Source organism: Xanthobacter sp. DMC12, from assembly GCF_056314105.1.
In genome coordinates this window covers 1,638,152-1,663,453 of record NZ_JBQUYZ010000001.1, presented here as the reverse complement: position 1 = coordinate 1,663,453, position 25,302 = coordinate 1,638,152, and the positions used below count along the sequence as shown (strand labels likewise).

Annotated in this window: 23 protein-coding genes; 11 read left to right on the top strand and 12 right to left on the bottom strand. The window is 67.4% G+C overall.

All coding sequences use genetic code 11. The features are described 5' to 3' along the window. Positions 1–175: 175 nt before the first annotated feature. Positions 176–700 carry a translation initiation factor IF-3 gene (gene infC / locus ACT535_RS07635; protein ID WP_476324168.1) on the bottom strand — a complete coding sequence of 175 codons (525 nt, stop codon included), beginning with the start codon at positions 698–700 and terminating at the stop codon, positions 176–178. Positions 701–1,084: 384 nt separating this feature from the next. Here infC and ACT535_RS07630 point away from each other — a divergent pair, with 384 nt between their 5' ends. From ACT535_RS07630 to ACT535_RS07620, 3 genes are all read left to right on the top strand, one after another. Next, positions 1,085–1,897 (top strand): DUF3108 domain-containing protein, encoded by an 813-nt coding sequence (locus ACT535_RS07630; RefSeq protein ID WP_476363889.1) that lies wholly within the window; start codon positions 1,085–1,087, stop codon positions 1,895–1,897. Between the two features lie 262 nt (positions 1,898–2,159). After that, positions 2,160–3,563 (top strand): glutamine synthetase family protein, encoded by a 1,404-nt coding sequence (locus ACT535_RS07625; RefSeq protein ID WP_168459948.1) that lies wholly within the window; start codon positions 2,160–2,162, stop codon positions 3,561–3,563. 42 nt (positions 3,564–3,605) lie between these two features. Beyond that, complete coding sequence (locus ACT535_RS07620; protein ID WP_476364008.1) at positions 3,606–4,907, top strand: NAD(P)/FAD-dependent oxidoreductase; 1,302 nt, start codon at positions 3,606–3,608, stop codon at positions 4,905–4,907. 12 nt (positions 4,908–4,919) lie between these two features. Here ACT535_RS07620 and ACT535_RS07615 read toward each other — a convergent pair whose 3' ends face one another. From ACT535_RS07615 to ACT535_RS07605, 3 genes are all read right to left on the bottom strand, one after another. Then, complete coding sequence (locus tag ACT535_RS07615) at positions 4,920–5,273, bottom strand: hypothetical protein (RefSeq protein WP_168459946.1); 354 nt, start codon at positions 5,271–5,273, stop codon at positions 4,920–4,922. 154 nt (positions 5,274–5,427) lie between these two features. Next, a complete protein-coding gene (locus ACT535_RS07610) occupies positions 5,428–6,171 on the bottom strand; it encodes a TerC family protein (RefSeq protein WP_476363888.1) in 744 nt (247 codons plus the stop codon). Then, the gene (locus ACT535_RS07605) at positions 6,172–7,125 is read right to left on the bottom strand and encodes a lipid kinase (protein WP_168459944.1); all 954 of its coding nucleotides are present in this window, start codon (positions 7,123–7,125) and stop codon (positions 6,172–6,174) included. Between the two features lie 640 nt (positions 7,126–7,765). Here ACT535_RS07605 and ACT535_RS07600 point away from each other — a divergent pair. Next, complete coding sequence (locus ACT535_RS07600; protein WP_168459943.1) at positions 7,766–8,479, top strand: TetR/AcrR family transcriptional regulator; 714 nt, start codon at positions 7,766–7,768, stop codon at positions 8,477–8,479. 4 nt (positions 8,480–8,483) lie between these two features. Here the strand turns inward: ACT535_RS07600 and ACT535_RS07595 are convergent, their stop codons facing one another. Together ACT535_RS07595 and ACT535_RS07590 are read right to left on the bottom strand one after the other, a co-directional pair. Then, entirely contained in the window at positions 8,484–8,933 is a 450-nt protein-coding gene (locus ACT535_RS07595) for a VOC family protein (protein WP_476363887.1), read from the bottom strand. A 9-nt stretch (positions 8,934–8,942) separates the two neighbouring features. Next, positions 8,943–10,088, bottom strand: coding sequence for a PA0069 family radical SAM protein (locus ACT535_RS07590; RefSeq protein WP_168460347.1), 1,146 nt, complete (start codon positions 10,086–10,088; stop codon positions 8,943–8,945). 402 nt (positions 10,089–10,490) lie between these two features. Between ACT535_RS07590 and ACT535_RS07585 the strand changes: the two genes are divergently transcribed. The 6 genes from ACT535_RS07585 (at position 10,491) to ACT535_RS07560 (ending at position 16,323) form a co-directional block, all read left to right on the top strand. After that, a complete protein-coding gene (locus ACT535_RS07585; protein ID WP_024280402.1) occupies positions 10,491–10,643 on the top strand; it encodes an aa3-type cytochrome c oxidase subunit IV in 153 nt (50 codons plus the stop codon). 36 nt (positions 10,644–10,679) lie between these two features. Beyond that, on the top strand, positions 10,680–11,843 hold the full coding sequence (locus ACT535_RS07580; protein WP_168459941.1) for a Re/Si-specific NAD(P)(+) transhydrogenase subunit alpha: 1,164 nt from the start codon (positions 10,680–10,682) through the stop codon (positions 11,841–11,843). Beyond that, positions 11,843–12,298, top strand: a complete 456-nt coding sequence (locus tag ACT535_RS07575; protein WP_168459940.1) for a proton-translocating transhydrogenase family protein — start codon at positions 11,843–11,845, stop codon at positions 12,296–12,298. Before ACT535_RS07580 ends, ACT535_RS07575 begins: the two co-directional genes overlap by 1 nt. Positions 12,299–12,308: 10 nt before the next feature. Next, on the top strand, positions 12,309–13,715 hold the full coding sequence (locus ACT535_RS07570) for an NAD(P)(+) transhydrogenase (Re/Si-specific) subunit beta (protein ID WP_168459939.1): 1,407 nt from the start codon (positions 12,309–12,311) through the stop codon (positions 13,713–13,715). A 212-nt stretch (positions 13,716–13,927) separates the two neighbouring features. Beyond that, the gene (locus ACT535_RS07565) at positions 13,928–15,343 is read left to right on the top strand and encodes an exopolysaccharide biosynthesis polyprenyl glycosylphosphotransferase (RefSeq protein WP_168459938.1); all 1,416 of its coding nucleotides are present in this window, start codon (positions 13,928–13,930) and stop codon (positions 15,341–15,343) included. Positions 15,344–15,354: 11 nt separating this feature from the next. Continuing rightward, positions 15,355–16,323 carry a glycosyl hydrolase family 18 protein gene (locus ACT535_RS07560; protein WP_476363886.1) on the top strand — a complete coding sequence of 323 codons (969 nt, stop codon included), beginning with the start codon at positions 15,355–15,357 and terminating at the stop codon, positions 16,321–16,323. Positions 16,324–16,333: 10 nt separating this feature from the next. Here ACT535_RS07560 and ACT535_RS07555 read toward each other — a convergent pair whose 3' ends face one another. The 3 genes from ACT535_RS07555 to ACT535_RS07545 form a co-directional block, all read right to left on the bottom strand. Then, positions 16,334–17,494: an AGE family epimerase/isomerase gene (locus tag ACT535_RS07555; protein WP_476363885.1), complete on the bottom strand. Its 1,161-nt coding sequence runs from the start codon at positions 17,492–17,494 to the stop codon at positions 16,334–16,336. Next, positions 17,491–18,714 carry an HAD-IIIA family hydrolase gene (locus tag ACT535_RS07550; protein ID WP_476363884.1) on the bottom strand — a complete coding sequence of 408 codons (1,224 nt, stop codon included), beginning with the start codon at positions 18,712–18,714 and terminating at the stop codon, positions 17,491–17,493. The genes ACT535_RS07555 and ACT535_RS07550 overlap by 4 nt, the downstream gene beginning before the upstream one ends. Before the next feature lie 105 nt (positions 18,715–18,819). Then, positions 18,820–19,869 (bottom strand): GHMP family kinase ATP-binding protein, encoded by a 1,050-nt coding sequence (locus ACT535_RS07545; RefSeq protein WP_168459934.1) that lies wholly within the window; start codon positions 19,867–19,869, stop codon positions 18,820–18,822. Between the two features lie 554 nt (positions 19,870–20,423). Here ACT535_RS07545 and ACT535_RS07540 point away from each other — a divergent pair. Beyond that, entirely contained in the window at positions 20,424–22,052 is a 1,629-nt protein-coding gene (locus tag ACT535_RS07540) for a GMC oxidoreductase (protein ID WP_476363883.1), read from the top strand. A gap of 6 nt (positions 22,053–22,058) precedes the next feature. Here the strand turns inward: ACT535_RS07540 and ACT535_RS07535 are convergent, their stop codons facing one another. The 3 genes from ACT535_RS07535 to ACT535_RS07525 form a co-directional block, all read right to left on the bottom strand. Further along, on the bottom strand, positions 22,059–23,465 hold the full coding sequence (locus ACT535_RS07535) for a hypothetical protein (RefSeq protein WP_476363882.1): 1,407 nt from the start codon (positions 23,463–23,465) through the stop codon (positions 22,059–22,061). 22 nt (positions 23,466–23,487) lie between these two features. Continuing rightward, positions 23,488–24,357: a WecB/TagA/CpsF family glycosyltransferase gene (locus ACT535_RS07530; protein WP_476363881.1), complete on the bottom strand. Its 870-nt coding sequence runs from the start codon at positions 24,355–24,357 to the stop codon at positions 23,488–23,490. A gap of 118 nt (positions 24,358–24,475) precedes the next feature. Next, on the bottom strand, positions 24,476–25,288 hold the full coding sequence (locus tag ACT535_RS07525) for a polysaccharide biosynthesis/export family protein (RefSeq protein ID WP_476363880.1): 813 nt from the start codon (positions 25,286–25,288) through the stop codon (positions 24,476–24,478). Positions 25,289–25,302 lie beyond the last annotated feature (14 nt).

Below are 25,302 nucleotides of genomic sequence, written 5' to 3'. Positions count from 1 at the left end.
GGACAATGGCGCGGCCGCATCGGCTGCCGCGCTTTCAGGCCCGACGGCTGCGAATCGGCGAGCCAGAGAGGCTCGGCGGCTCAGAAACGAGAAAAGCCCGGCGCGCTGCGCCGGGCTTTTTCTTTATGCCGCCCCAGAGCCCGCGTCAGCGGGAACCCTCGCGAAAGGGCCCGCGTCAGCGCGGGGCGAGGATCATGATCATCTGCCGGCCTTCAAGCATGGGCTCGGCCTCGACCTTGGCGATGGTCGAAACGTCTTCCTTGAGCTTCTGCAGCAGCTTGTAGCCGATGTCCTGGTGCGCCATCTCGCGCCCGCGGAAACGCAGGGTGACCTTCACCTTGTCGCCATCCTCGAAGAAGCGCTGCATCGACCGCATTTTCACGTCGTAGTCGTGATCGTCGATGCCGGGGCGGAGCTTGATCTCCTTGACCTCGACCACCTTCTGCTTCTTGCGCGCCTCGCTGGCCTTCTTCTGATTCTGGTACTTGAAGCGGCCGTAGTCGAGAATCTTGCAGACGGGCGGCGCGGAGTTGGGGGAGATCTCGACGAGGTCGAGCCCGGCTTCCTGCGCCAGGGCGAGCGCATCGCGGATCGCTACCACCCCGCGGTTCTGACCGTCCTGGTCGATCAGCTGGACTTCGCGGATGCGGATTTCCTCATTGACGCGCGGTCCATCCTTCTCCGGCGCGACGGGTCTCATAGGGCGGCGAATGGCTTCAGCTCCTTGGCAATCAACACGATACCCCTAGGGTAAACAGGCCGCGGCGCCGGTCCTTGCCGTCGTCTGCGCAACCCGCCTCTGAGGGTAGGCTGGAAAGATCGTGACAAACCGCCGTAAAGTCAATGACCCATGCGGATTCGCGCGGCATTGGGGGGCGGTTTCCGGCATTGCCGGCCGGAGGGTCGTCTCACGGGGGCGATGGCCGGTCGCGTGCCGGGCCACAGTTCAGCCGCCTTCCCTGTGCATGCCTCTGGGACACGGGTCCGCCGGCCCCCCGGACATCTCCATCCGGACTTTGCAATGACGACGACCCCGATGACAGCTCTTTCGTCCCGTTCCCGGCGCCGCGCCGGTGGTGCCCTCGTGGCCGTCCTGACGGCCACCGGCCTGACTGCGCTCGCCGAGCCTGCACGCGCGGACGGGAAGCTCAATGCCAAATATGTGCTGACCGTGGGGGGCGTGGAACTCGGGCGGGGGTCCATCACGGTAGAGGCCGGCGAGCAGGCTTATGAGATTTCCGGCTCGGCCCGCGTCACCGGCGTGCTGCGCGCGGTCTCGTCCGGCAAGGGCGTCGCCGCGGCGCGGGGGACCATCTCGGGCGGCAAGCTGGTGCCCAAGGTCTATGCGCTGAACGCCGAAGCCGACGGCAAGGCGGAGACGGCGCGTCTCGCCATGGCGTCCGGGGCGGTGAAGGAGATGGAGGTGGAGCCGCCGTTCAAGCCGGCCGCCGACCGCGTTCCCATCGAGCAGTCGGTGCTGCAGAACATCCTCGACCCCATGAGCGGCGCCTTCGTCTACGTGCCCGGAACCGGCGACATGTTGTCCGCCGCGGCCTGCGCCCGCTCGGTCCCCGTGTTCGACGGGCGCCAGCGCTACGACCTCGTCCTCTCCTACCAGCGCACCGAGACGGTGAAGGTGCCTGGATATGCCGGCTCGGCCGTCGTGTGCTCCGTTCGCTACCAGCCGGTCGCCGGCCACCGGCCCACCCGCTATACGGTCAAGTACATGGCGGAAAACAAGGATATCTACGTCTGGCTGGTCCCCATCGCCGGCACCCGCCTGATGGCCCCGTTCCGGGTGTCGGTGGCCACGATGATCGGGACCGCGCTGCTGGAGGCCACCTCGCTGGAAACCGAGGCGAAGGCAAGCACGGTGCCGGTGAACGTCCCCCGCTGAGCCAGCACCGAATCCGCTACCTCCTGGCCCAAGGGGCTACATCTCGTAGGGGGAGAAGCGGGAACGCGGCGGGCGCGGCGATTCGATCGTGATTCGTTCGATGGCTGTTCTCCGGTTTCCCAGCATCCTTGTCCCGCACCGGGACACGTCCTCGATCGCATCTTTCCCGAACGTGAGCGTTGCCGGCACGGCGTCGCGTTGACACTGACGTCGACGGAGGTGTTCCCTGCTTGGGCGTGAACGGTTCACGCCCGAGGACATCATGGCGAAACGCAGCAAGGGTGCGCAAAAGGCTCAGGCAACGGCCCCGCGGGGTGTGACATCACTGACGGAAGCCAAGGCCTGGATGGCCAGCCGCGGCATCACCGAGATCGAATGCACCGTTCCCGATCTCGCCGGCGTGGCCCGCGGCAAGATCATGCCGGCTTCCAAGTTCTTTTCCTCGCCCGTGATGAACCTGCCGCTGTCGGTCTTCTTCCAGACCATCTCCGGTGAGTATCCCGACTATGAAGGGCTGGTCGATTCGGTCATCGCCGACAGCGACCTCGTGCTCGAGCCTGACCTTGCCACCCTGTGCTCAGTGCCGTGGGCGCAGGATCCGACCGCCCAGGTCATCCACGACGCCTATCACCGCGATGGCCGCCCGGTGGAGCTTGCCCCCCGCCAGGTGCTTAGGCACGTGATCTCGCTCTACGAGAAGAAGGGCTGGAAGCCGGTGGTGGCACCGGAGATCGAGTTCTATCTGGTCGAGCCCAACACCGATCCCGATTATCCCCTGAAGCCCCCGGTTGGGCGGTCCGGCCGGCCGGAGATCGGCCGCCAGTCCTATTCCATCCAGGCGGTGAACGAGTTCGATGCACTGTTCGAGGACATCTACGACTATTCCGAGGCCCAGGGGCTGGAGATCGACACGCTGATCCACGAGGACGGCGCCGCGCAGATGGAGATCAACCTGCGCCATGGCGACCCGCTCGTGCTGGCGGACCAGGTTTTCCTGTTCAAGCGCACGATCCGCGAGGCGGCGCTCGCTCACAAGATCTATGCGACGTTCATGGCCAAGCCCATCGCCAACGAGCCGGGCAGCGCCATGCACATCCACCAGTCGGTCATCAACACCGAAACCGGACGCAACCTGTTCTCCGACGAGGACGGCGACCCGACGCCGGAGTTCTTCTCCTTCATCGCCGGCCACCAGAAGTACCTGCCGGCGGTCATGTGCATCATGGCGCCCTACGTGAATTCCTATCGCCGGCTGACGCGCGATTCCATGGCGCCCATCAATCTGCAATGGGGCTACGACAACCGCACCGCCGGCCTCCGCGTGCCGCCCTCGACCCCCGAGGCGCGGCGGCTGGAGAACCGGGTGCCGTCGTCCGACGCCAATCCCTATCTCGCCATCGCGGCGTCCCTCGCCTGCGGCTATCTCGGCCTGACCGAGAACCTGCGCGCCACGGATCCCATCGACGGCGACGCGAAAAATCTCGATTTCGACCTTCCGCGCGGGCTCCTGGAGGCGGTTGCGGCGTTTCAGGACAATGAACCTCTCGCCGAGGTGCTGGGCGAGCGCTTCGTCTCCGCTTATGCCGCGGTGAAGCAGGCCGAGTTTGAAACCTTCATGCGGGTGATTTCGCCCTGGGAGCGGGAGTACCTTCTGCTCAACGTGTGAGGCCGACCGGTGCATAAAGAGAACAAGAAGAAGGAAAGCGCCATGCACCGGGTCGCCGCCCCGCTCAATCCGGCCGGCCATGCCCGCTCCTGGTACACGGCGACGGCGACCGCATTCCCCGCCTTCTCGCCGCTGAAGGGCGCGGTGCGGGCCGACGTCTGCATCATCGGCGCCGGCTACACGGGACTGTCGGCGGCCCTGCATCTCGCCGAGGCGGGGCACAAGGTGGTGGTGCTGGAGGCCGCGCGGGTGGGCTCCGGCGCCTCCGGGCGCAACGGGGGCCAGCTCCACAGCGGCCAGCGCCGCGGCCAGGATTTTCTGGAAAAGGCGGTGGGGCGTGAGGATGCCCGCAAGCTGTGGAACCTTGCGGAGGAGGGCAAGGCGCTGGTCCGCAGCCTCATCGCCCGCCACAATATTCCCTGTGACCTGCGCGATGGCCTGATCCTCGCCGACCACAAGGCGCGTTTCGTCCCGGACAGCTACGATTATGCCCGCTCGCTGGCCGCGGACTATGGCTACGATGCGCTGGTGCCGCTCTCCCGCGACGAGATCCGGGCGCTGGTCGGCACCTCGGCTTATTATGGCGGACTGCTGGACAAGGGCGCGGGCCATCTGCACCCGCTCAATTTCGCGCTCGGCCTCGGCTCTGCCGCCATTGCCGCCGGGGTCGAGATCCACGAGGGCACGCGGGCGGTGAAGATCAGCGATGAGGGCTCCGTGACCGTCACCACGGACGGCGGTGGCACCGTCGTTGCCGACTTCCTGCTCGAATGCGGCAACGGCCTGATGGACGGGCTCGACCGGCGGGTGGACGCCCACGTCATGCCCATCTGCAACTATATCGCCGCGACCGAGCCGCTCGGGGACCTGGCGCACGAGATCATCGCCAACGACGCCGCGGTGGCGGACAGCCGCTTCGTCATCAACTATTTCCGCCTCTCCGCCGACGGCCGGCTGCTGTTCGGCGGCGGCGAGAGCTATCGCCGCGGGCTACGGCCGGACGTGGCGGACTTCGTGCGGCCCTTCATGCTGCGCATCTTCCCGCAGCTCGGCGAGGCCCGCATCGACTACGCCTGGGGCGGCGTGCTGGCCATCACCATGACGCGCCTGCCCTTCGTGCGCCGCCTGTCACCCCGTGTGCTGGTCTCGGCCGGCTACAGCGGGCAGGGTGTGGCGCTGGCGCCGTTGTTCGGAAAGATCCTCGCCGAGGCGGTGGACGGCCAGCTCGCGCGCTTCGATCTGCTCGGACGCCTGCCGGTGCCGCCCTTCCCCGGCGGCACCCTGCTGCGCACCCCGCTGATGATGGCGGGCCTCAGCTACTACGCCCTGCGCGACCGGCTCTGAGCCGGTCCGGCCTCAGTTGAGGCCGCCGAGGCGTTTGGCTTCGGCGAGGGCCTTCAGGCAGCCGGCCTCGTCGCCTGCCGCCTGCAGGTTGATGGCCTGGTTGAGCGCGCCGAGGGCGCCGGACTCCGGCTGCGTCACCCCTGCCGCGGCCAGCGATCCAGGCGTCGGCTGCTGGTCGGTCTGCGCCGCGATGGACTGCTCCTGCTCCGGCGGCTTCTTCGGGTGAGGCAGGCGTTCCTTGAGGGCGGCCTGGACCGAAACGATCTGCTCGAGGCAGGCCTGCGCGCGCGCCGGTGCGGCGAACGCGATCAGCACCAGTGCCGGCACCAGCGCGCCGGCGAAACGGGACGCGGAAAAATGAGCCATTCTCGACCTCGGCCACAGGCTGCGGGGTGGCGGGATGCGCGCCGCGCCCCAATGAGTCGCGAGCCAATCCGCCCGCGCCGCGAGCATACCCATGCCCACGGCCCGTTGGAATGCGGCGGCGCGACCGGATGGCGTCTCGATGGGGCCTTGCCGGCTAATGCCCAGCGCCCGCCGCCCGGCGGCGGCGGACCAGCATGTTGAGTCCCTCGATGGCCGTCGAGAAGCCCATGGCAGCGTAGACATAGCCCTTGGGCACGTGGGCGCCGAACCCTTCGGCGATCAGCGTCATGCCGATCATGATGAGAAAGCCCAGCGCCAGCATCACCACGGTGGGGTTGGCCTCGATGAAGCGGGCCAGCGGGTCTGCGGCGAACAACATGCAGGTCACTGCCGCGATCACGGCGATGACCATGATGGGGATGTGCTCGGTCATGCCCACGGCGGTGATGATGCTGTCGATGGAGAACACGATATCGAGCATCAGGATCTGCACGATGGCCGCGGTGAAGCCGATGGTGACCCTGCTGTCCTTCACGTCCTCCGCATGGGTCTGCGGGTCCACGTTGTGATGGATCTCGGTGGTCGCCTTCCACACAAGGAACAGGCCGCCCGCGATGAGGATGAGGTCGCGCCATGAGAAGCCATGGCCGAACACCTCGAAGACGGGCGCCGTCAGCCGCACGATGATGGCGATGGTGCCGAGCAAGGCGAGGCGCATGATGAGCGCGAGGCCGATGCCGATGCGTCGTGCCTTGCTGCGGTATTGCTCCGGCAGCTTGTTGGTGAGGATGGAGATGAAGATCAGGTTGTCGATGCCGAGCACGACTTCCATGGCCACCAGCGTCACCAGGGCGACCCACGCGGCGGGATCGGCTGCGAGTTGGAGGAGGTAGTCCATCTAGGGGGTGCCTTCAGCGAGGGGTTGCGAGGAATTCTGGGCGCCGCCGGGAAGGGGCGCGGACTGCGGCGGGGCGTGGACGCGGATGGCGGCCGGACGGATGCGGAAATGCGCGGGCGTGTAGGTGACAAGCTCGCCGTCGGTGTTCACCGGCCGGGGGCGGCTGGTGCGCACCACGACCTTTTTCGTGCGGAAGGCGCGCACGTCATCCCACTGCCCCTGCGTGCCGGCGCGGAGCGAGGGCAGAAGCGCCAGCAGCCGCCACCAGTGGTCGACTTCGAGGCTGTAGAAATCGAGCTGGCCGTCGTCGGCGGTGGCGCTCGCTTCCACCGTCATGCCGCCGCCGTAGTGGCGGCCGTTGCCCACCGAGACCTGCAGGGTGCGCACGGCCTCGGCGGTTCCGTCGTGCTCGATATAGGCCGTGAACAGGCGCGACTGCATCAGCAGGCGGGCGGCGACGATGCCGTAGCCGACCACGCCGAAATAGCGCTTGGCCTCCCGCGTGAGCGCGCGGGCGAGATCCGCGGAAAAGCCGATGCTCGCCACGTTGAGGAAGGGATGGCCGTTGACCTCGCCGAGATCAATGAAGCGGGGCGGATGGTCCAGGATGACCCGCGCCGCCGCCAGCGGATCTGTGGGGATGGAGAGGGTGCGGGCGAAGTCGTTGGCCGTGCCGAGCGGCAGCACCCCGAGGGGGAGCTGGGTGTCGTAGAGGCCCGAGGCGGCCGCATTAAGCGTTCCGTCGCCGCCGCCGAGGATGACGAGATCCACCTCATCCGCACGGGCGCGCAGCGCGTCGGACACGTCACCAGCTGGCGGCAAGGGGGCTTCGAGAAGATCGAAGCCGGTTTCGAGCACGGCACGCACACCATCAAGCGGCAGGGTGCCGCTGCGGGCGCGCGTGTTGACCATGAACAGCGCGCGCCGCCGTGTCCGGGGGGCTCGGTCAGTCATGCTGCTGCCGGTCTCGACGATGCGGAGGGAACCATGGGGCCTCTGGATGGAGCGCGCAAATCACGCCTGATCCGACATCACGCAGAAGACCTGCGCCAGAGGGGCCCGGACCGGTGAGCGGGAAAATGGGGGCTGTGGCGCTACCGCCAAGGGGATGAGGCAGAATGTCGCGTGCTCGGCCCGCCTTCTGGCGTGGCTGGGGCGATCGACCTTCGCGGCTCTGGGGAGTGCCAAAGGAAACAGAGGGAGGAGAGCGGGGGCGTTGCTCTCCTCCCTCTACATCGGCCAGCACCAGGGTTGCGGCACCTGGCTATGACCGAACCCCTGTCCGCTTGGGAAGGGAAGGGAGGAGAGCGGGGGCGTTGCTCTCCTCCCTCGGTTCAATCAGCGCCCGGGTTGCGGCACCGGGCGATGACCGAACGGTTTGGTTCGATGAGTATTGACATAGCGCACCGCTTGGGGCGATGCAATAGAGAACTGAACGGTTCAGTCAAACGTGCGCTCGGCAGGCGTCTTTACCCCGTTCGATGTGTGGCATCATTGCCATGCCGGCCGTGCAAGGGACGCCATCATCGTCAATGCGCTTGCGCCCGGGATGTGCGATCGCCGAGAACGAAGGCCTAAGGAAGAGACCCGCGGGATGACGGACAGCGAAGGCGATATCGCACTCAAGCCACGACAGGTGGCGGGCGGGGAGGAGTGCGGCCCGTGCGATGCCCACGAAGCGGGGACAGGGGCGGGGCAGGACCCCGAGAAGCGCAGCCAGATTCTCGCCGGCGCCCGGGAAGTGTTCTTTGATCGCGGCTTCGATGCCGCCAGCATGGGCGACATCGCCCGCGCGGCCGGGGTCTCCAAAGGCACGCTCTACGTCTATTTCGAGAACAAGGACGACCTGTTCGCCGAGCTTGTCTCCAACGAGTGCGGCGAGACCGCCGAGCGCATGTTCGTCGTGGATCCCGACGAGGAGGATATCGAGGCGGCGTTGACCAAGATCGGCCGGTCCTTCGTCACCGCCATCCTCCGGCCGAGCAGCATCGCGCTGCTGCGGACGGTCATTTCCATTTCCGGAAAGTTTCCCGATGTGGGCCGCCGCTTCTTCGAGGCGGGCCCCTGCGCCGGCATCTCCCGCCTCGCCGTCTTTCTGAAGGCCAAGGTGGAGCAAGGGCTGCTCGACATCGAGGACGTGGATCAGGCGGCGAGCCAGTTCCTCACCCTCTGCAAGGATGGCGTGACCATTCCCGTGCTTGTCGGCGCACCGAACGCGCCCGATCCGGCGGCGGTGGAGAAATCGGTGCGGGGCGCCGTGCGCGTGTTCCTGCGGGCCTACGGCAGCGATCGCCGCGCCGCGTCCTGAGCGCTCACCCACCGGGCAGCACCAGTCGGCCTTCGGCATCGAACGGGAAGAAGGGATTGTGGGCGACTTCCCACAGATGCCCGTCGGGGTCGGCGAAATAGCCGCTCGTCCCGCCCCAGAATACCTTTTGCGCCGGCTTGACCACGCGCCCGCCCGCCGCCTCCGCCCGCGCGATCAGGGCTTCAGCCTCGTCCGGCGAGCCGACGTTGCAGGCGAGCGTGAGGCCGGCGAAAGGCTGCGGCGGGGCATCGGGCAGCATCGCATCCTCCGCGAGGCGCCCGCGCGGAAAGAGGCTGAGCACCACATTGCCCGCGCGGAAGAAGACGACGTTGCCGGCTTCCCCTTCTCCCGCCTTGCTCTCCTCGAGCCCGAGCGCCCGATAGAAGGCGGCGGCGCGCGAGAGATCGGACACGCCGAGCGTGACGAGGTGAAGCCTGAGATCGGGTGCGGTCATGCCGGCTCCTCAAGAGAACAAGTCGAGCTGCTCGCCCGGCTGCTTCGGACGGCGGAAGTGGTCGGTGGTCAGCTTCAGCCCGCGGCCGGCGAGGCCGAGGCGGCGGGCGGCGATCTCGAACCTGCGGCCTACCGTCCAGGCATAAGGACCATCCCCCCGCCCCCTCTTGCCGAAGGTTGAGTCGTAATCCTTGCCGCCGTGCATCTGGCGGATGAGATTGAGAACGTGGCGGGCCTTGTCCGGGAAATGTGCCACGAGCCATTCGCGGAACAGGTCGGCGATCTCGAGCGGCAGGCGCAGCATCACATAGCCGGCCTCGGACGCGCCCGCGGCCTTGGCGGAATCGAGAATGCGCTCGATCTCCATGTCGTTGAGCGCCGGGATCAGCGGTGCGGTGAGGACCGCGGTGGGAATGCCGGCGTCGGCGAGGCGGCGGATGGTGCCGAGGCGCACATGGGGGCTGGCGGCGCGCGGCTCCATGGTCCGCGACAGGTGCGGATCGAGCGTGGTCATGGAGATGGCGACTTTGGCGAGGCCCTTTTCCGCCATCGGTCCGAGGATATCGATGTCGCGCACCACCAGCGCCGACTTGGTGACGATGCCCACCGGATGCCCGAAGTCCGCCAGCACCTCGAGAATACGGCGGGTCAGCTCGTAGCGCCGCTCGATGGGCTGGTAGGGATCGGTATTGGTCCCCATGGCAATCACGCGCGGCTTGTAGGACGGGTGCGCCAGCTCTCGCGCCAGCAGTTCCGGGGCGTCCGGCTTCACGAACAGCTTGGTCTCGAAGTCGAGCCCGGCGGACAGTCCGTGATAGGCGTGGGTCGGCCGCGCGAAGCAATAGATGCAGCCGTGTTCGCAGCCCCGGTAGGCATTGATGGAACGGTCGAATGCGATGTCGGGGGACTGGTTGCGGGTGATGACCGTGCGGGCCCGCTCCTCCGTCACCTCAGTGCGGAAGGGCGGCAGATCTTCCAGCGTCTGCCAGCCGTCGTCGAACAGCACCCGGGCGGCCGGCTCGAAGCGCCCGGCGGCGTTGGAAACGGCCCCGCGGCCGCGCCGCCTTTCCGTCTCGACGCCGGTCCCGGTCTCTCCGTCCAGCGCGGGTGGCAGGGCAGGGGGCGGCGCGCTCCGCTCCTCGGCGAGGCGGCCCATGATGCGCTCGGAGCGGGTCTTCACCGGCGGCGAGGCGATACGGGCGTCGCCGGCAAAAGCCTTCGGTGCCGCCTTGGGCTGGGCGGCCTTGGCGGGAGTGGCTTTGGGCAAACCCGCCCTGGATTCGGCCTTCAGGGAGGAAGCGATCGGCGCGGCAATTGGTCCCCCCGGAACGGGCGGGGCGGCAGTGCGCGGGCCGTGGGAATCAGATGCGGGGCTCATGCTTAAAAAGCTAGCATCGAAACCGGAACATAACAAGAACATCTGGCCCGCGCCGACAGACACACGGGGGACTAGCGGCCTGCATCGTTTAATCTGGTATACTGTACACCAAAAGGCAGTTGCCAGACATTCCCATCTCCGGTAAAGGCCTCAGAAGACGCTTAGGAGCAGGGGGATAAGATGGCTGAACACGCCACGATCGAATACGCCACGGCAGACGGTAACGATTATCCCGAGCACGAGCGCACCTACGCGATGTTCACTGCCCTCGCCAAGTGGGGCACCATCGGCGTTGCTGCCATCCTCGTCCTGATGTGGATTTTCCTCCTCTGAACCGCTGAGCGGCCGGAGCACCGGAGACCTCAAGAAATGAAAATCGCTGTTCCCGCCGAGATCGATCTCGGCGAGCCGAGGGTTGGCGCGACCCCGGATACGGTGAAGCGTCTCGTCGCACTGGGCGCATCCGTGGCCGTGGAGAGCGGCGCGGGCGTGAAGTCCGGCATTCTCGATTCCGACTTCGTGGCGGCAGGCGCCACCATCGCCCCGTCGGCGTTTGACGCGCTGAACGGCGCGGAAGTCGTACTGAAGGTTCGCCGGCCGACGGAAGCCGAACTTTCGTCGTACAAGCCGGGCGCCCTCGTCCTCGCCATCATGGATCCCTACGGCAATGACGCGGCGCTCGCCGCCATGGCCAATGCCGGGATTGCTTCCTTTGCCATGGAGCTGATGCCCCGCATCACCCGTGCGCAGGTGATGGACGTGCTCTCCTCGCAGGCCAACCTCGCCGGCTATCGCGCGGTGATCGACGCGGCCGCCGAGTTCAACCGCGCGCTGCCGCAGATGATGACCGCCGCCGGCACCGTCCCGGCCGCCCGCGTCTTCGTCATGGGCGCCGGCGTCGCGGGCCTCCAGGCCATCGCCACCGCCCGCCGCCTCGGCGCCATCGTGACCGCCACCGACGTGCGGCCCGCCGCCAAGGAGCAGGTCGCCTCGCTGGGCGCAAAGTTCGTCGCGGTGGAGGACGAGGAGTTCAAGCAGGCCGAGACCGCGGCCGGCTACGCCAAGCCCATGTCGGCGGAGTACCAGGCCAAGCAGGCTGCGCTCGTCGCCGAGCACATCAAGAAGCAGGACATCGTCATCACCACCGCTCTGATCCCGGGCCGGCCCGCGCCGCGCCTCGTGACGGCGGAGATGGTGGCCTCCATGAAGCCGGGTTCCGTGCTGATCGACCTCGCGGTCGAGCGCGGCGGCAACGTCGCCGGTGCGGTGGCGGGGCAGGTGGTCGAGGTGAACGGCGTGAAGATCGTCGGCCACCTCAACGTGCCGGGCCGTATCGCCGCCTCGGCCTCGCCGCTCTACGCCAAGAACCTGTTCAACTTCTTCGAGACGATGGTGGACAAGGCGTCGAAGGCGCTGGCCGTCAAGTGGGACGACGAGCTGGTGAAGGCCACGCTCCTCACCCGTGACGGCGCCGTCGTGCATCCGAACTTCGCACCCAAGAATCCCGCAGCGACCAGCGAGGGAGCGGCCTGATGAATCCCGCCACAGCCCAGTCCGCGGCGGACGCCGCCGTTCAAGCCCGCATCGCCGCCGACGTCGCGCGCGATGCAGCCATGGCCGCGCAGGCCTACGCCGACCAGGCCGCCACCGCCCTCGGCGCTGCGGCCCACGCGGCGACCGGCGGGGCCATCGACCCCTTCGTGTTCCGCCTCTCCATCTTCGTGCTCGCGGTTTTCGTGGGCTACTACGTGGTGTGGTCGGTGACCCCGGCGCTGCACACCCCGCTGATGAGCGTCACCAACGCCATCTCGTCGGTGATCGTCGTGGGCGCGCTGCTCGCCGTCGGCGTGACCACGGTGGGCGATTCCAGCCACGCCTGGGGCGCGCGCATCTTCGGCTTCGTCGCGCTCATCTTTGCCTCGGTGAACATCTTCGGCGGGTTCATGGTGACCAGCCGAATGCTCGCCATGTACTCCAAGAAGAAGTGAGGCGAGGCACATGACCGCGAACCTCGCTGCCCTGCTCTATCTGGTTGCAGGCATTCTCTTCGTGCTGGCCCTGCGGGGCCTCTCCCACCCCACCACTTCCCGGCAGGGCAACCTGTTCGGCATGGTGGGCATGGGCATCGCCATCCTCACCACGCTGGCCCTCTCCCCGCCGTCCGACGGGATCGGCTGGGTGCTGGTGCTCGCCGGCATCGGCATCGGCGGTGGCGTCGGTGCGGTGGTGGCCAAGCGGATCGCCATGACGGCGATGCCGCAGCTGGTCGCCGCCTTCCACTCGCTCGTCGGCCTCGCCGCCGTGCTGGTGGCCGCGGCCGCGCTCTATGCACCGCGCGCCTTCGGCATCGGCGATCCCGGACACCTGCACGGGGCAAGCCTCGTGGAGATGTCGCTGGGCGTCGCCATCGGCGCGATCACCTTCACCGGCTCGATCATCGCCTTCGCCAAGCTCAACGGCAACATGAGCGGCAAGCCGATCATGCTGCCGGCGCGCCACCTGATCAACGGCGGCCTCGCGCTGCTGCTGCTGATCCTCATCGTCGCGTTCGTGCTCACCGGCTCGATCACGCTGTTCTGGATCATCACGCTGCTGTCGCTGGTGCTCGGCGGCCTGCTCATCATCCCGATCGGCGGCGCAGACATGCCCGTCGTGGTGTCGATGCTGAACTCCTACTCGGGCTGGGCGGCGGCCGGCATCGGCTTCACCCTGGGCAACACGGCGCTCATCATCACCGGTGCGCTTGTGGGCTCCTCGGGCGCCATCCTCAGCTACATCATGTGCAAGGGCATGAACCGGTCCTTCATCTCCGTCATCCTCGGCGGCTTCGGCGGTGACGCCGCGGCGGCCGGCGGCGGTGGCCAGGCGGAAGCCCGCCCGGTGAAGCAGGGTTCGGCGGACGACGCCGCCTACATCATGAAGAACGCCGAGAAGGTCATCATCGTGCCCGGCTACGGCATGGCGGTGGCCCAGGCTCAGCATGCACTGCGCGAGATGGCGGACCTGCTCAAGGAGGAGGGCGTCGAGGTCAAGTACGCCATCCACCCCGTGGCGGGCCGCATGCCGGGCCACATGAACGTCCTGCTCGCCGAGGCCCAGGTGCCCTACGACGAGGTGTTCGAGCTCGAGGACATCAACTCCGAGTTCGCCCAGGCGGACGTGGCCTTCGTCATCGGCGCCAACGACGTGACCAACCCGGCGGCCAAGACCGACCCGCAGTCGCCCATCTACGGCATGCCCATCCTCGACGTGGAGAAGGCCAAGACCGTTCTCTTCATCAAGCGCGGCATGTCGGCGGGCTACGCCGGCGTCGAGAACGAGCTGTTCTTCAAGGACAACACCATGATGCTCTTCGGCGACGCCAAGAAGGTCACCGAAGACGTGGTGAAGGCCTTCGGCCACTGACGAGACACTGAGTTCGAGCATGATGGAAGCCGCCGGATCGCAAGGTCCGGCGGCTTCTGCGTTGTGGTGACCGAGGCGGGGGATCGGGAGCCGGGCAATAGATCCAAACCGCCACAATTTGTTCCATATCCTTGACTGCCCACCACTTCTTAACCAGAAGCACATACCGTGACGCTTGGGATTCGGAAGGCGACTGCGGGGATCGGGGGACGATGACACGCTGGACCCACGGACTGGTCAATCGGCTCGTCCTGTCGTGCGACGTCGTCATGGCGGCGCTCGGCGCCATCATTGCGCACCTGCGCTGGGAATTCCTGTCGTGGAGCCAGCTCGCCATCCTCTGGGCGTTCGGCATCTTCATCTATGTGCAGGTGCTGCAGATCGGCCGCGGCTACCGGGTCGAGCACTATGTCCGTCCGCTGCGGCAGATCGGCCATATCGGCGTCGGCGTGGTGCCCGCGGGCGCCGTCATCGCCATCTGCTATTACGCGCTGATCCCCATCGGCCAGACGAACCTGTGGGCGCTGTTCGGCTGGGGCGTCGTCACCACGCTCATGCTCATCTTCGGCCGCCTCGTCCTGGTGCGCATCGGCATGGCGCTGGTGCAGACCCACGAGGTGTTGCGACGCAATGTGGTGGCCATCGGCGATCTCGGCCGCGCCCGCGACCTCGTGCGGCGCTATGAGGAGGAGGAGGGCGACACCGGCCTTCTCAGCTTCGTCGCCCTGTTCGATGACAGCCACGAGGAGGGGGCGCCCCTGCCGCCGCCCGGACCCGACGGCCTGCCGGTGCTCGGCGGCATGAAGGACCTTCTGGAATATGTGAAGCACAACCCGGTGGATATCGTGGTTGTCGCCAAGAGCTGGAACGATCCGGCCGCCATCAGCGCCATCGCCAACCAGATGTACCAGATCGCCGCCGACGTGGTGGTGGAGCTGGACCCGGACCGCTTCACGCTCAATTACGCCAACCTCACCCGCATCGCCGGCGAGCCGGCCCTCCAGGTGCAGCAGCAGCCGCTGAAGGGTTCGCTGGGCCTCTTGAAGGGGGTGGAGGATTATGTGGTGGCCACCATCGGCCTGCTGCTGACTGCTCCGATCCTGATCGGCGCGGCCATCGCCATCAAGCTCGATTCGCCCGGGCCGATCCTGTTCCGCCAGCCGCGCGTGGGCCTGAACAACCGCGTGTTCCAATGCTACAAGCTCCGCACCATGCGGGTCGACCCCACCGACGACGGCTCCAAGGGCACCAGCAAGAACGACCCGCGCATCACCAAGGTCGGCAACTTTCTGCGCTCCACCTCCATCGACGAGCTACCGCAGCTCATCAATGTGCTGCGCGGCGAGATGAGCGTCGTCGGCCCGCGCCCCCATGTGCCGAACATGAAGGTCGCCACCAACGTCCGCTATGAGGCCATCAGCCAGTATGTCGCGCGTTACCGCATGAAGCCGGGCATCACCGGCTGGGCGCAGATCAACGGCATGCGCGGGGGCATCAACACCCTGGAGAAGGCCGAGCGCGGCGTCGAACTCGACCTCTTCTATATCGAGCACTGGTCCATATGGTTCGATATCAGAATCATGCTGCTCACCGTCACCAAGGGCATGGCCGGTCCGTCGGTCTTCTGACCCTTGTGGTGATGCTGGCCCTGGTCTTGTCGGCGGCCGCCGCGTCGCCGGCCGCCGCTGCGGGCCGTCCGTTCCTCGCCTATCACGCCTCGTGGACGGAGGTCGTCACCACCGATCCCGCCGAGACGCGCCTTGCCCGGCTGCCCGGCTACATCACCCATGTGGCGCTGGGATTCACGAGGCCGGACCTCGCCTATTCCGGCAATCTCGATCTCTCCGGCACCGGGCTGCTCTTCCCCTTTTCCGGGCAGGTGCTGAAGGACGCCATCGCGCTGCTCAAGACTCGTCATCCGGCCGTGCGGGTGCTGGTTTCGGTCGGGGGCTGGAAGCATTTCGGCTGGGATGCCCGCAATTTCGATGCCTTGGCCCGGCTCGTCGCCGACCTCGGCGCGGATGGCGTCGACCTGGACTATGAGACCGAGAATCCCGCCTGCACCCGCACGGACGGACGCGTCGCGTGCGCCGAGGATGCGCGCGCGGTGGCCGTCCTGGCAGATCTGCGCCGGGCGGTCCCGCGCCCCGCACTGCTCAGCCTTGCCGGCTGGAACGTGGGCGCCTACGGAGAGGGCGCCTTCGCCAGCGCCGAGCCACGCAATGGCCCCTATGTGGGCATGATGTTGGCCATGCTCCGCTCGCCCGCGGCGCAGAGTCTCGATCTCGTGTCCGTCGTGTCCTATGACGGCGGCCCGACCTACCGCCCCGACCAGGCATTCCGGGCCTACAGGCGGGTGTGGAAGGGGCCGCTCGCCCTCGGCATCCAGGTGATGCCGTCGGATGCAGGCGATGCGCGCTTCACGCTGGAGCGCACGGCGCGCCTGCTGTCGGCGGTGAAGGACGATCCGCAGGCCGGCGGCATGCTCTATGCCATCGCCGAGGTGCCGCCGGGGCCGCCGGGCCCCGACAATCCCGATTATCGCTCCTTGATGGTCGCGACCTGCGTCACCCTCGATCTCGCCGATTGCGCGTCGACGATCCCCTGAGGCAGGCGCCTCAGCGCCGCCCTTCCACCGTGTCCACCAGCTCCGCCATGGAGCAGGTGATGTGGTAGAGCGAGGAGCCGGGCGCCGGCATGGGCACGAAGCTGCCGTCCGGGTTCAGCACATCCTGCCACGTGCCGGGCACGGGCATATCGAGATATAGCTTGAGGCCGCGATAGGCGTTGCGCGCCTCGTCTGCCTCCTGCGCGCTGCCGGTGCGGCGCAGGCGGGCAAGGGCGATCTTCAGCCGCTCGGTCTGCGGCCAGAGGCGTGCGGTGGGTTTGTGGACGGTGCCGTCCGTCAGCACCTCGTTGATGGCGACGCCGTTCACCGTATCGATGCCAGTGCGCCGGCCGAAGGCGGTGAGGCGGTCGGACACCTCAGCACCCGGCCAGCCCCATGCGGACAGGCCCTCGAACAGCCACGCCCATTCGAAGCAATGGCCCGGCTCCACGATGGTGCCGTCCACGCCGGGCGCGGGCTTCAGGTCGTCGGTGAAGTATTCGAGGAGCGCGCCGGTGGCCGGATCGATGAAGCGGTCGCGGCAGAGCGTCGCCATCTCTTCCGCGAGTGCCTTCCAGCGCGGCGCGCCGGTTACGGCATAGAGCGCCGAGAAGGCCTCGAAGAAGTGCATGTGCGGGTTCTGGTGGCGGTGCGGGCGCGGGATGTCGTGCTCGACGAACCCGCCGGCCGGATGCCGCCAGCCCGCCTCCAGCGCATCGGCGAGGCTGTCGGCGACGCCATAGAGGTCGGTCCGCTCCAGCGCCTTGCCCGCATGGCCCAGGCAGAACAGCATGAAGGCCTGATCGTAGAGATCGGCGCGCCCGTCCAGCACGGCGCCGTCCGTCGTGAAGCGGTGGATGAAGAGACCATCCGGCCGCCGGCCGTGGGCGAGGAGATAATCCACCGTCTCGCCCGCGAGCGTCTGCCATGGGCCGTCCCAGCCGAGGCGGCCAAACTCGCAGAAGGAATAGGTGTGCCGCGCCTGCACGAACAGGCGGCGCGGCGCGTCGTCGGGCTGACCCGCCACGTCGAGCCGCTCGGCGAACAGACCCTTGGGATCGCGCCCGACCTGCGACCAGAGCGGCGCCGCAGCACCGAACATCCAGGCGCGGGCGTCGGCCGCGAGGTCGGCGAGGGGATGGGAGGTGGCACCCGTGGTCTGGCCGGTCATGGCTGCGGCTCCGCGGTGGTGGTGGCGAGGATGGCGCGGGAGAAGGCGAGCAGGTCGCCGCCCGGGAAGAGATGGCCGGCAATGCCGGCGGCCTTGGCGGCGGCGATGTCGGTGGGGTTGTCGCCGATGAGGAAGCTGCGCGCCGTGTCCACCGGCCAGTTCGCCATCAGGTCCAGGATCATGCCGGGCTCCGGCTTGCGCCAGGCGTGGGAGCCTCGGTAGCGCTCGACCGTGCCTTCGGGATGGAACGGGCAATAGCGCCAGTCGTCCAGCTCCGCGCCCACCTCGCGCAGTTCCGCTTGCACGAAGGCGTGCAGGACGTGGATCGCCTCTTCCTCGTAATAGCCGCGCGCGACGCCGGCCTGATTGGTGACGAGGAAGACGTAATAACCGAGGTCGTTGAACAGCTTGATGGCTTCCCTCGCGCCCTCGATCCAGGTGAAGTCCTCGGCGGCGTGCACATAGCCGGTATCGACGTTGAGCACGCCGTCGCGATCGAGGAACACCGCCGGGCGCCGGCGGCGGGCGGGCACGCTGGTCTGGGCCGCCGTGAAGGTCTCGGGAATGCCGATGTCGATGAAAAAGCCGTCATAGGCGACGCCGGTCACGCGGCCTTCCGCCACGAGGCGGGGCAGGAGGTCCGCCTCCAGCGAGGAGGGCATGGCGAGGCCCTCGATCACGTCCCGGCGCACATAATAGACGCCGCCATTGATGAGCGCCTCCGGCAGTCCGGCCCCCCGCGGGCGGACGGCGGCGACGCGGGTGCCGTCGAGCGCGATGGTCTCGTAGCGGTCCGGGTTCTGAACGAGACGCAGGCCCATGCCGAAGGCCGCGCCGTTCTTCCGGGACGTGGCGACGAGATCCAGCCAGTTGAAGTCGAACCAGGTATCGCCGTTGACGAGCAGGAAGCTCTCGTCGAGCAGCGGCAAGGCGTTGACCAGCGCGCCTCCGGTGCCGAGGGGCGTCTCCTCCAGCGAGATGTCCACCGTGCAGTCGAAGCGGCCAGGCACGTCCGTGCCGGTGATGTAGTTTTCCACCACCTCGGCCCGATAGCCGGCGAGCAGCAGGAACTTGCGGAAGCCCCGGCGCCTCGCCTCGGCGATCAGCACCTCCACGAAGGGGACATCGCCTACCTTCAGAAGCGGCTTCGGCGTGTCCTTGGTGAGCGCGCCGAGGCGGGTGCCGAGCCCGCCCAGCAGGATGACGCATTGCTCGGTCACGCCGGCTCCTCTCGCAGCAATTCCGTTTGGGGCTCATAGCACGGCGCAAGCCACCGCGGGTGTCGCCGCGGTGACGAAGGGCGCCGGTGCGTGGGTCCGTTCGGGCTAGATCCCGATGGGCCAGCCCTCGGCACCGTCCATGGAGAACTTCACCGCACTGGCGTCGCCGCCAGCCTCGTTCAGCGCGCCGATGAGGCGGTAGCGGTTTTCAGGATCGGTGAGGAACATGAGGAAGCCGCCGCCGCCCGCGCCCGAGACCTTGCCGGACCAGGCGCCGGCCGCAATGGCGGCGTCGTAGAGCTTGTCTACCTGCTCGGTGGCGATGCCGGCGGCCGTGGCCTTCTTGGACGCCCAGGAGCGTCCTAGGATTTCGGCGGTGGCGCGGATGTCGCCGCGCAGCAGGGCCAGCTTCATGTCGATGGCGTCCTGCTTCAGCTTGTGCATGTTCTCGATGGTCTTGGCGTCCATCTGCTTCAGCCCCGCCACCTGCTCCTTGATAATGGTGTCGGAGCGGCGCGACTGGCCGGAAAAGCAGATGACGAGGGATGCCTCGAACTCGTTGAGATGCTCGCGACGGATGCGCAGCGGGTTCACGATCACCCGGTCGGAGGGCAGGAACTCGATGAAGTTGAGCCCACCGAAGGCCGCCGAATACTGGTCCTGCCGGCCACCGGCGAGCCCGAGCTGCTTGCGCTCGATGTCGAAGGCGAGCTTCGCCACGTCATAGGGGCCGAGCGGCAGGCCGAGGGCGTAGGTGAAGGCCTCGATCAGCGCCACCACGAGGGCCGAGGATGCGCCGAGCCCCGAGCCGGCGGGCACGTCGATGGTGGTGGACATGGTGAGCGGCAGCGCCACGCCGTCGCAATAGCTCTTCATCATGTGGGTGTAGACGGCCCGATGCAGCATCAGGCCTTCGGTGATGGGGTGGTCGAGGCTCGGCTCGAGCACCTCTTCGGTCCCCACGTCGCGGGCCCGCAGCACCAGGGCGCCAATGCGGTTCACCCGGATATGGGCGTAGGCGAAGCGGTCGATGGTGGCATTGAGCACGTTGCCGCCGTGCTCGTCGCAATAAGGGGAGAGGTCGGTGCCGCCTCCCGCAAGACCCAGGCGCAAAGGTGCGCGCGCGCGCACGTTCAACGCATCGCCGATTGCCATGGTACGCGACCCCCTTCGCAGAAATAGGCTGGACGAGCGCGGCTATCTAGAAGGTCATTCTTCTTACCAAGACGTGACCATGGCCATTGTTCGCGCCCAAGACGCCAGCTTTTTTCGCGCGCCTGCGACAAGTTGAATGGCCTCTGTGCGGGAGGCCGGCGAGCACCGCGACCGGGACATTGGGCGGCCTTGTGCTTGACGGTTCGTCTGCTATGTCTGGCGGTGTCGGGGGACGGGGGCGCTGCTTCGACGGCGCTCTGCGCAATGCGGGAGAATGGCGTGTCCGGGATGTCTGCCGGGGTACGCGAAAAGCTTGTGCCGTGGGGCGTCCTCCTCGGCCGCGTCCCGCCAGCCGCGAACCGCGGTCTCCGTTTGCCCGAAATCAATTCGCCCGGAACTTCTTCGCCCGACATCTTTGGTGTTCGACTGTCCGCTGCCCGGGACGGGAGGACAACCCGTGCCGGAACACGAGCGCGGGGCCGCGTTCTGCTTCCAATCCCCTTCTGCTGACGGAGTATCACGTGATCACCACGGGCCTTGCCGGACTGGATGGAATGACCCCCGACGTCCTGATCGTGGGTGCGGGGCCGGTGGGCATCTCCATGGCGTTGGTGCTGGCGCGGTCCGGCCGCTCCGTCGTCCTGCTCGAGTCGGGCGGTCCGGCACCGGAGCCGGTGGCGCAGGCGCTCTCGGATGCCGAGATCGTCGATCCCAATACCCATGTCCCCATGGCCATCGGCGTGCAACGCAGCCTGGGCGGCGCATCGAACCTGTGGGGTGGCCGCTGCGTCAGCTTCGATCCGCAGGACTTCGAGACCCGTCCGTCCATCCCGCACAGCGGCTGGCCGATATCCTTCAGCGATGTCGCGCCCCACATGCAGGAGGCCTGCGACCTGATCGGCTGCGGGCAGGATCTGTTCGACATCGACGTGCCGGGCTTCGATCCGAAGGACGACGATTTCTCCTTCCGCCGCCTGGAGCGGTGGAGCCTCGAGCCGCGCTTCGACCTGACGTACGCCGAGACGCTCAAGGCCGAGCGAAACATCGATTTGCGCTTCAACGCCACCGCCTGCGGCATCGACTTCGCCGAGGATGGATCGGTGTCCCGCGTGAAGGTGAAGGCCCCCGGCGGGACGGAGGCCCAGGTCTCGCCGAAGACCGTCGTGCTGGCCGCCGGCGCGCTGGAGAGCACCCGCCTGCTGCTCGCCGCCCAGGCGGAGGCGCCGGCGCGGTTCGGCGGCGAGGATGGCCCACTCGGCCGCTTCTACATGGGTCACCTCTATGCCATCGCCGCCGAGATGACGCTGACCTCTGACGTGGTGGACGGGGGCATCGACTATTTCCGGAACGGCGTGAACTACGTGCGCCGGCGCTTCATGCCCGGCGCCGATCTCCAGCAGCGGCTGGGACTGACCAATGTGGCGCTGTGGCCGGACTATCCGCTGATCCGCGACCCGATCCACCGCAACGGCATTCTGTCGCTCGCCTATCTCGCGCTGTCCATTCCCCCGCTCGGGCGCCAGATCGTCGCCGAATCGATCCGCCAGCACTATGTGGGGCACGATGTGCGCCGCCTGCCGCACATCCTCAACATCCTGCGGGATCTGCCGACCACGGCCGCGTTCGTGCCGTCGTTCTTCTATGGCCGGTATTTCGCGCGCCCGCGCAAGCCGGGCTTCTTCCAGCGCAACGCCGGCCGGCGCTACGCCGTGCGCTTCCATGCCGAGCACCTGCCGGACCCCACCTCCCGGGTGACGCTCTCCGGTGCGCGCGACGCCACCGGTCTGCCGCGCCTCAAGGTGGATCTCAAGTATACCCGGGCGGACGTCGAGCCGTTGCTGCGCACCCACGACGCCTTCGCGGACTGGCTGCAGCGCACGGGGACCGGGCGCATGAACTGGCTCGTTCCCGAGGAGGAGCGCGTCGATTACATCCTCAAGCAGTGCTACGACGGCCACCACCAGATCGGCACTGCCCGCATGGCCGCGAGCGAGCGAACCGGCGTCGTGGATCGCGACTGCCGGGTGTTCGGCTCGTCCAACCTGTTCGTCGCGGGCTCGGCGGTCTATCCCACGTCCAGCCAGGCTAATCCCACCTTCACGGCGGTGACCCTGGGCGTGCGGCTCGCCAAGCACCTCACCGGCCGGCTCGCGACGCCGGCCGGCGTTGCGGTCACGGCCTGAGACCCATCATCCGTTGAGCTTGCCGATGGCGACCTGGCGCCGTCGGCGGTTGCCGCCGATCTCGACCACATGGGTGCGGAAGGCCACGCGCCGGCCGCCCCCGCCGGCCAGCGCCTCGCCCGGGGGCCTCCAACGGCTCATGTAGATGGCAAGGCCCATGGCGACGCAGAGTTCGCCGGGGGTGAAGGTGAGCGGATACACCGCCGACGTCGCCAGCATGTAGAGAATGTAGTCGCTGAGGGCGAGGTCGAGGCAGTGCCCGGTGCGCTTGGCCGCCGTCCGCGCGGCGAGGAAGCCGGTGATGAAGAGCGTCATGATGAGGATGGAGCCCACGAGACCGTACTCGAAGGCGACGCCGGCCCAGCCGAGGTCCGAGACGTAGAAGTCGGCATTCTGGAAGATGTCCGCCAGCGTCACCGTGCCGAAGCGCGTGGTGGCGCCGACGCCGAACAGCCAACGCAGCGGCTGGTCACCGAGAAAGCCGAAGGCCTGGGCCAGCGACGTCTGGCGCACCGACAGCGAGCCGCCGAGATCCTGCGCGGCATTGCCGCCGAGGTTGATGGCGGCAATCACCGCGAACGGCAACAGCATCAGGAGGCCGGCGAGCGCCGCGCGCTTCCACCGCGGCGAGAGCGAACTGAACGCGGCATAGCCGCAGATCATGATGCTGCAGCCGATGGCGGCCCGCTGCTTATAGATCCACAGCATGAGCACGAACGCCACCACGACACCCAGTGCCTTCACCACGTGCGGCTTCTCCATGAAGGATCGCACGAGATAGAAGACGAGGAGAATGCCGAAGAACATGGGCATGTAGATGCGGTTGCCGCGCTCGTCGTCGGTCAACAGAAGCTTTCCCTGGGAGGAATTGTCCGTGTACCAGGCGTCCGGGATGAGGATCCACATCATCAGCATCAGCACGTAGGTGGCGATGCCGAGCACCACGCAGGCGCGGCGCACGCGGTCGGGCACCGGGCTGAGCCACAGGAGCATCACCGACAGGCCGAAATAATAGGTGATCGGCCAGATCTTCACCGTCGTGGCGATGGAGCCGAAGAAATCGTTGCCGAGCTGCATGATCGACACGAGCGGCGTGATGCCGAGGCCATAGGCCAGGAAAACCACGTAGACGTATTTGCAGGGCAGGTCGAGCTTGGCGAGACCGCGGACGGTGAGGGGCAGGGTGAGGATCGGCCACGCCTTCGACAAGGCGTAGAGCGGCAGCAGCTCCGAGTAATAATGGAAGCACTCGGCAAACACCGGCAGGATGAAGAGCAGCACCGCCATGGTGAGGCCGGGAGAAAACCGCTCGCCGAGATTGCGCCGAGCCCGCCGCACGCGCGCGGTCATGGCCGGAATGGTCACACGCCGCAGTGCGCCGCGCGGGGCTGCAGAGCCGTCCTGGGCCGTCATGACCGATCCACCATGGCGCCCCTCACGCGCGGCTCTGTGGCCCCTTGCCCGACCGGCTGCGGTCCATGCCGTAGGCGGCGGGGTTCACCCGGGCCTTCGCCACCATCAGCAGGACGGGCATGGATTCCACGAATACCCGCCGGATGTGGGTCTGCGGGCTCACGATGAGGCGATAGAGCCATTCCAGGCCGAGCTTGCGGAACACCGGATTGGCGCGCTTGGCGTGGCCGGTGAGGAAGTTCAGCGAACTGCCGATGCACAGCGCCGTGCCGACCGCGCCGCCGCGCTGGTCCACCAGTTGCGTTACATATTCCGACCGCGGAGAGCCGGCCGCCATGAAGATGTAGCGGGCCGGATGGTCGAGAATGAAGCGGACGCATTTTTCCACTTCGTCCGGCTTGTTGATGAAGCCCATGGGGGGATTGTGGTGGGCCACGTTGGTCAGGTGGAAACGCGCCTTCAGATTGTCCACCATCTCCAACTCGCCGCCGATGATGGTGATGGCGTCGTCGGGCTGGATATAGGCCTCGAACAGATGGGCGGTGAGATCGCTGCCGGCCGCCAGCGGAATGTCGAGCCCGAACACCTGACGCGCCAGGGCGCGCGGCACCTTGCCATCCATCAGGTGGAGCCAGGCCTTCTCATAGAAGGCAATGAAACGGGGATCCTCAAGGTGGCTATGGCGCACCAGATTCTGCGCGTTCGGCGTCACCACGTAGGCGAGCGGCGCGCCGGGCGGGCGTGCCGCGATCAGGCGGCACGCCTCGTCCAGCGAGATGATGGAGAAGGGAACCCGCAGGAAGACGATTTCCTCGAACGGCTTCTCCGGCGCCGCCGCGGCCGGCACGGTGGGGGAGGGCGGGATGTCGGGGGACGGTGAGGAGGACGTCATGGCTTCGCTTCAGGAGCGCGCGTTGATCCCGCATGGCCCCGGGCGGTGCGCTGTTGCGCCCGGACGCCTGCATCGGAGAAACGGCCGCCGCGAAGTCGCTGGCGCGCCCGCTTCGATCTTACGGCACGATGCCGCCCGCAGTGGTGGTCGAATAGCTGCCCAGCGTGTAGCTGAAGCTACGCTGGAATGGCACCACCTTGTTGATGAACTGGTCGATCCACAGGTCCACCTCGGCGATGGAGCTCTTCGGGACATAGATGATGTCGCCGCTCATCAGCGGCACGTCGTCTGCGTCGAAGCCGGTCTCGATGGTGTCGCGCACGTTGATGAGGCGCAGCATCGGCTCGTTCTTCGGCCCACGGCGGATCAGCGCGACCTGACCGGTGCGCGCCTCGTCGGTGAAGCCGCCGGCAAGCAGGATGGCCTTGAGCGCGCTCAAGTTCATGTCAGTGATCTTGTAGGCCCCGGGCCGCGGCACCGAGCCGCCGACATAGACCTTGGCCGACACTGCCTCCTCAAGCGCCACGACCACCTTCTGATCGGCCAGCTCCTTGCGCGATTCGGTGCGGATGTAGCTCTCCACACTGGAGAGCGTCGAACCCTCCACGCGGATCTGGCCGATGGCGCGAGGCGCGATGGAGCCGTCCGGGCTCACCGTCAGGTCCTCATCCATCTCGCGGGTGAGGAAATACTTGATCTTGATCTTGTCGCCGGGACCGAGGCGATATGACGGGGTCTGGTCGGTCCAGGGCTTGAACCGGTCGCTGTTGGTCTCGGTAAAGCGCAGTTCGTGGCCGGTGGTGAAAGGCGGCGTTCCGGTGTTCTGCGACGTCGCGATGGCGGCGCAGCCATTCAGCGCGAGCGGCACGATGAGGAGGAGGACCGACGCGCGGTGCATCCCGGCGGCGGCACGTGCGGCCGGGCGGCACATGTCTGCGCGGAAGC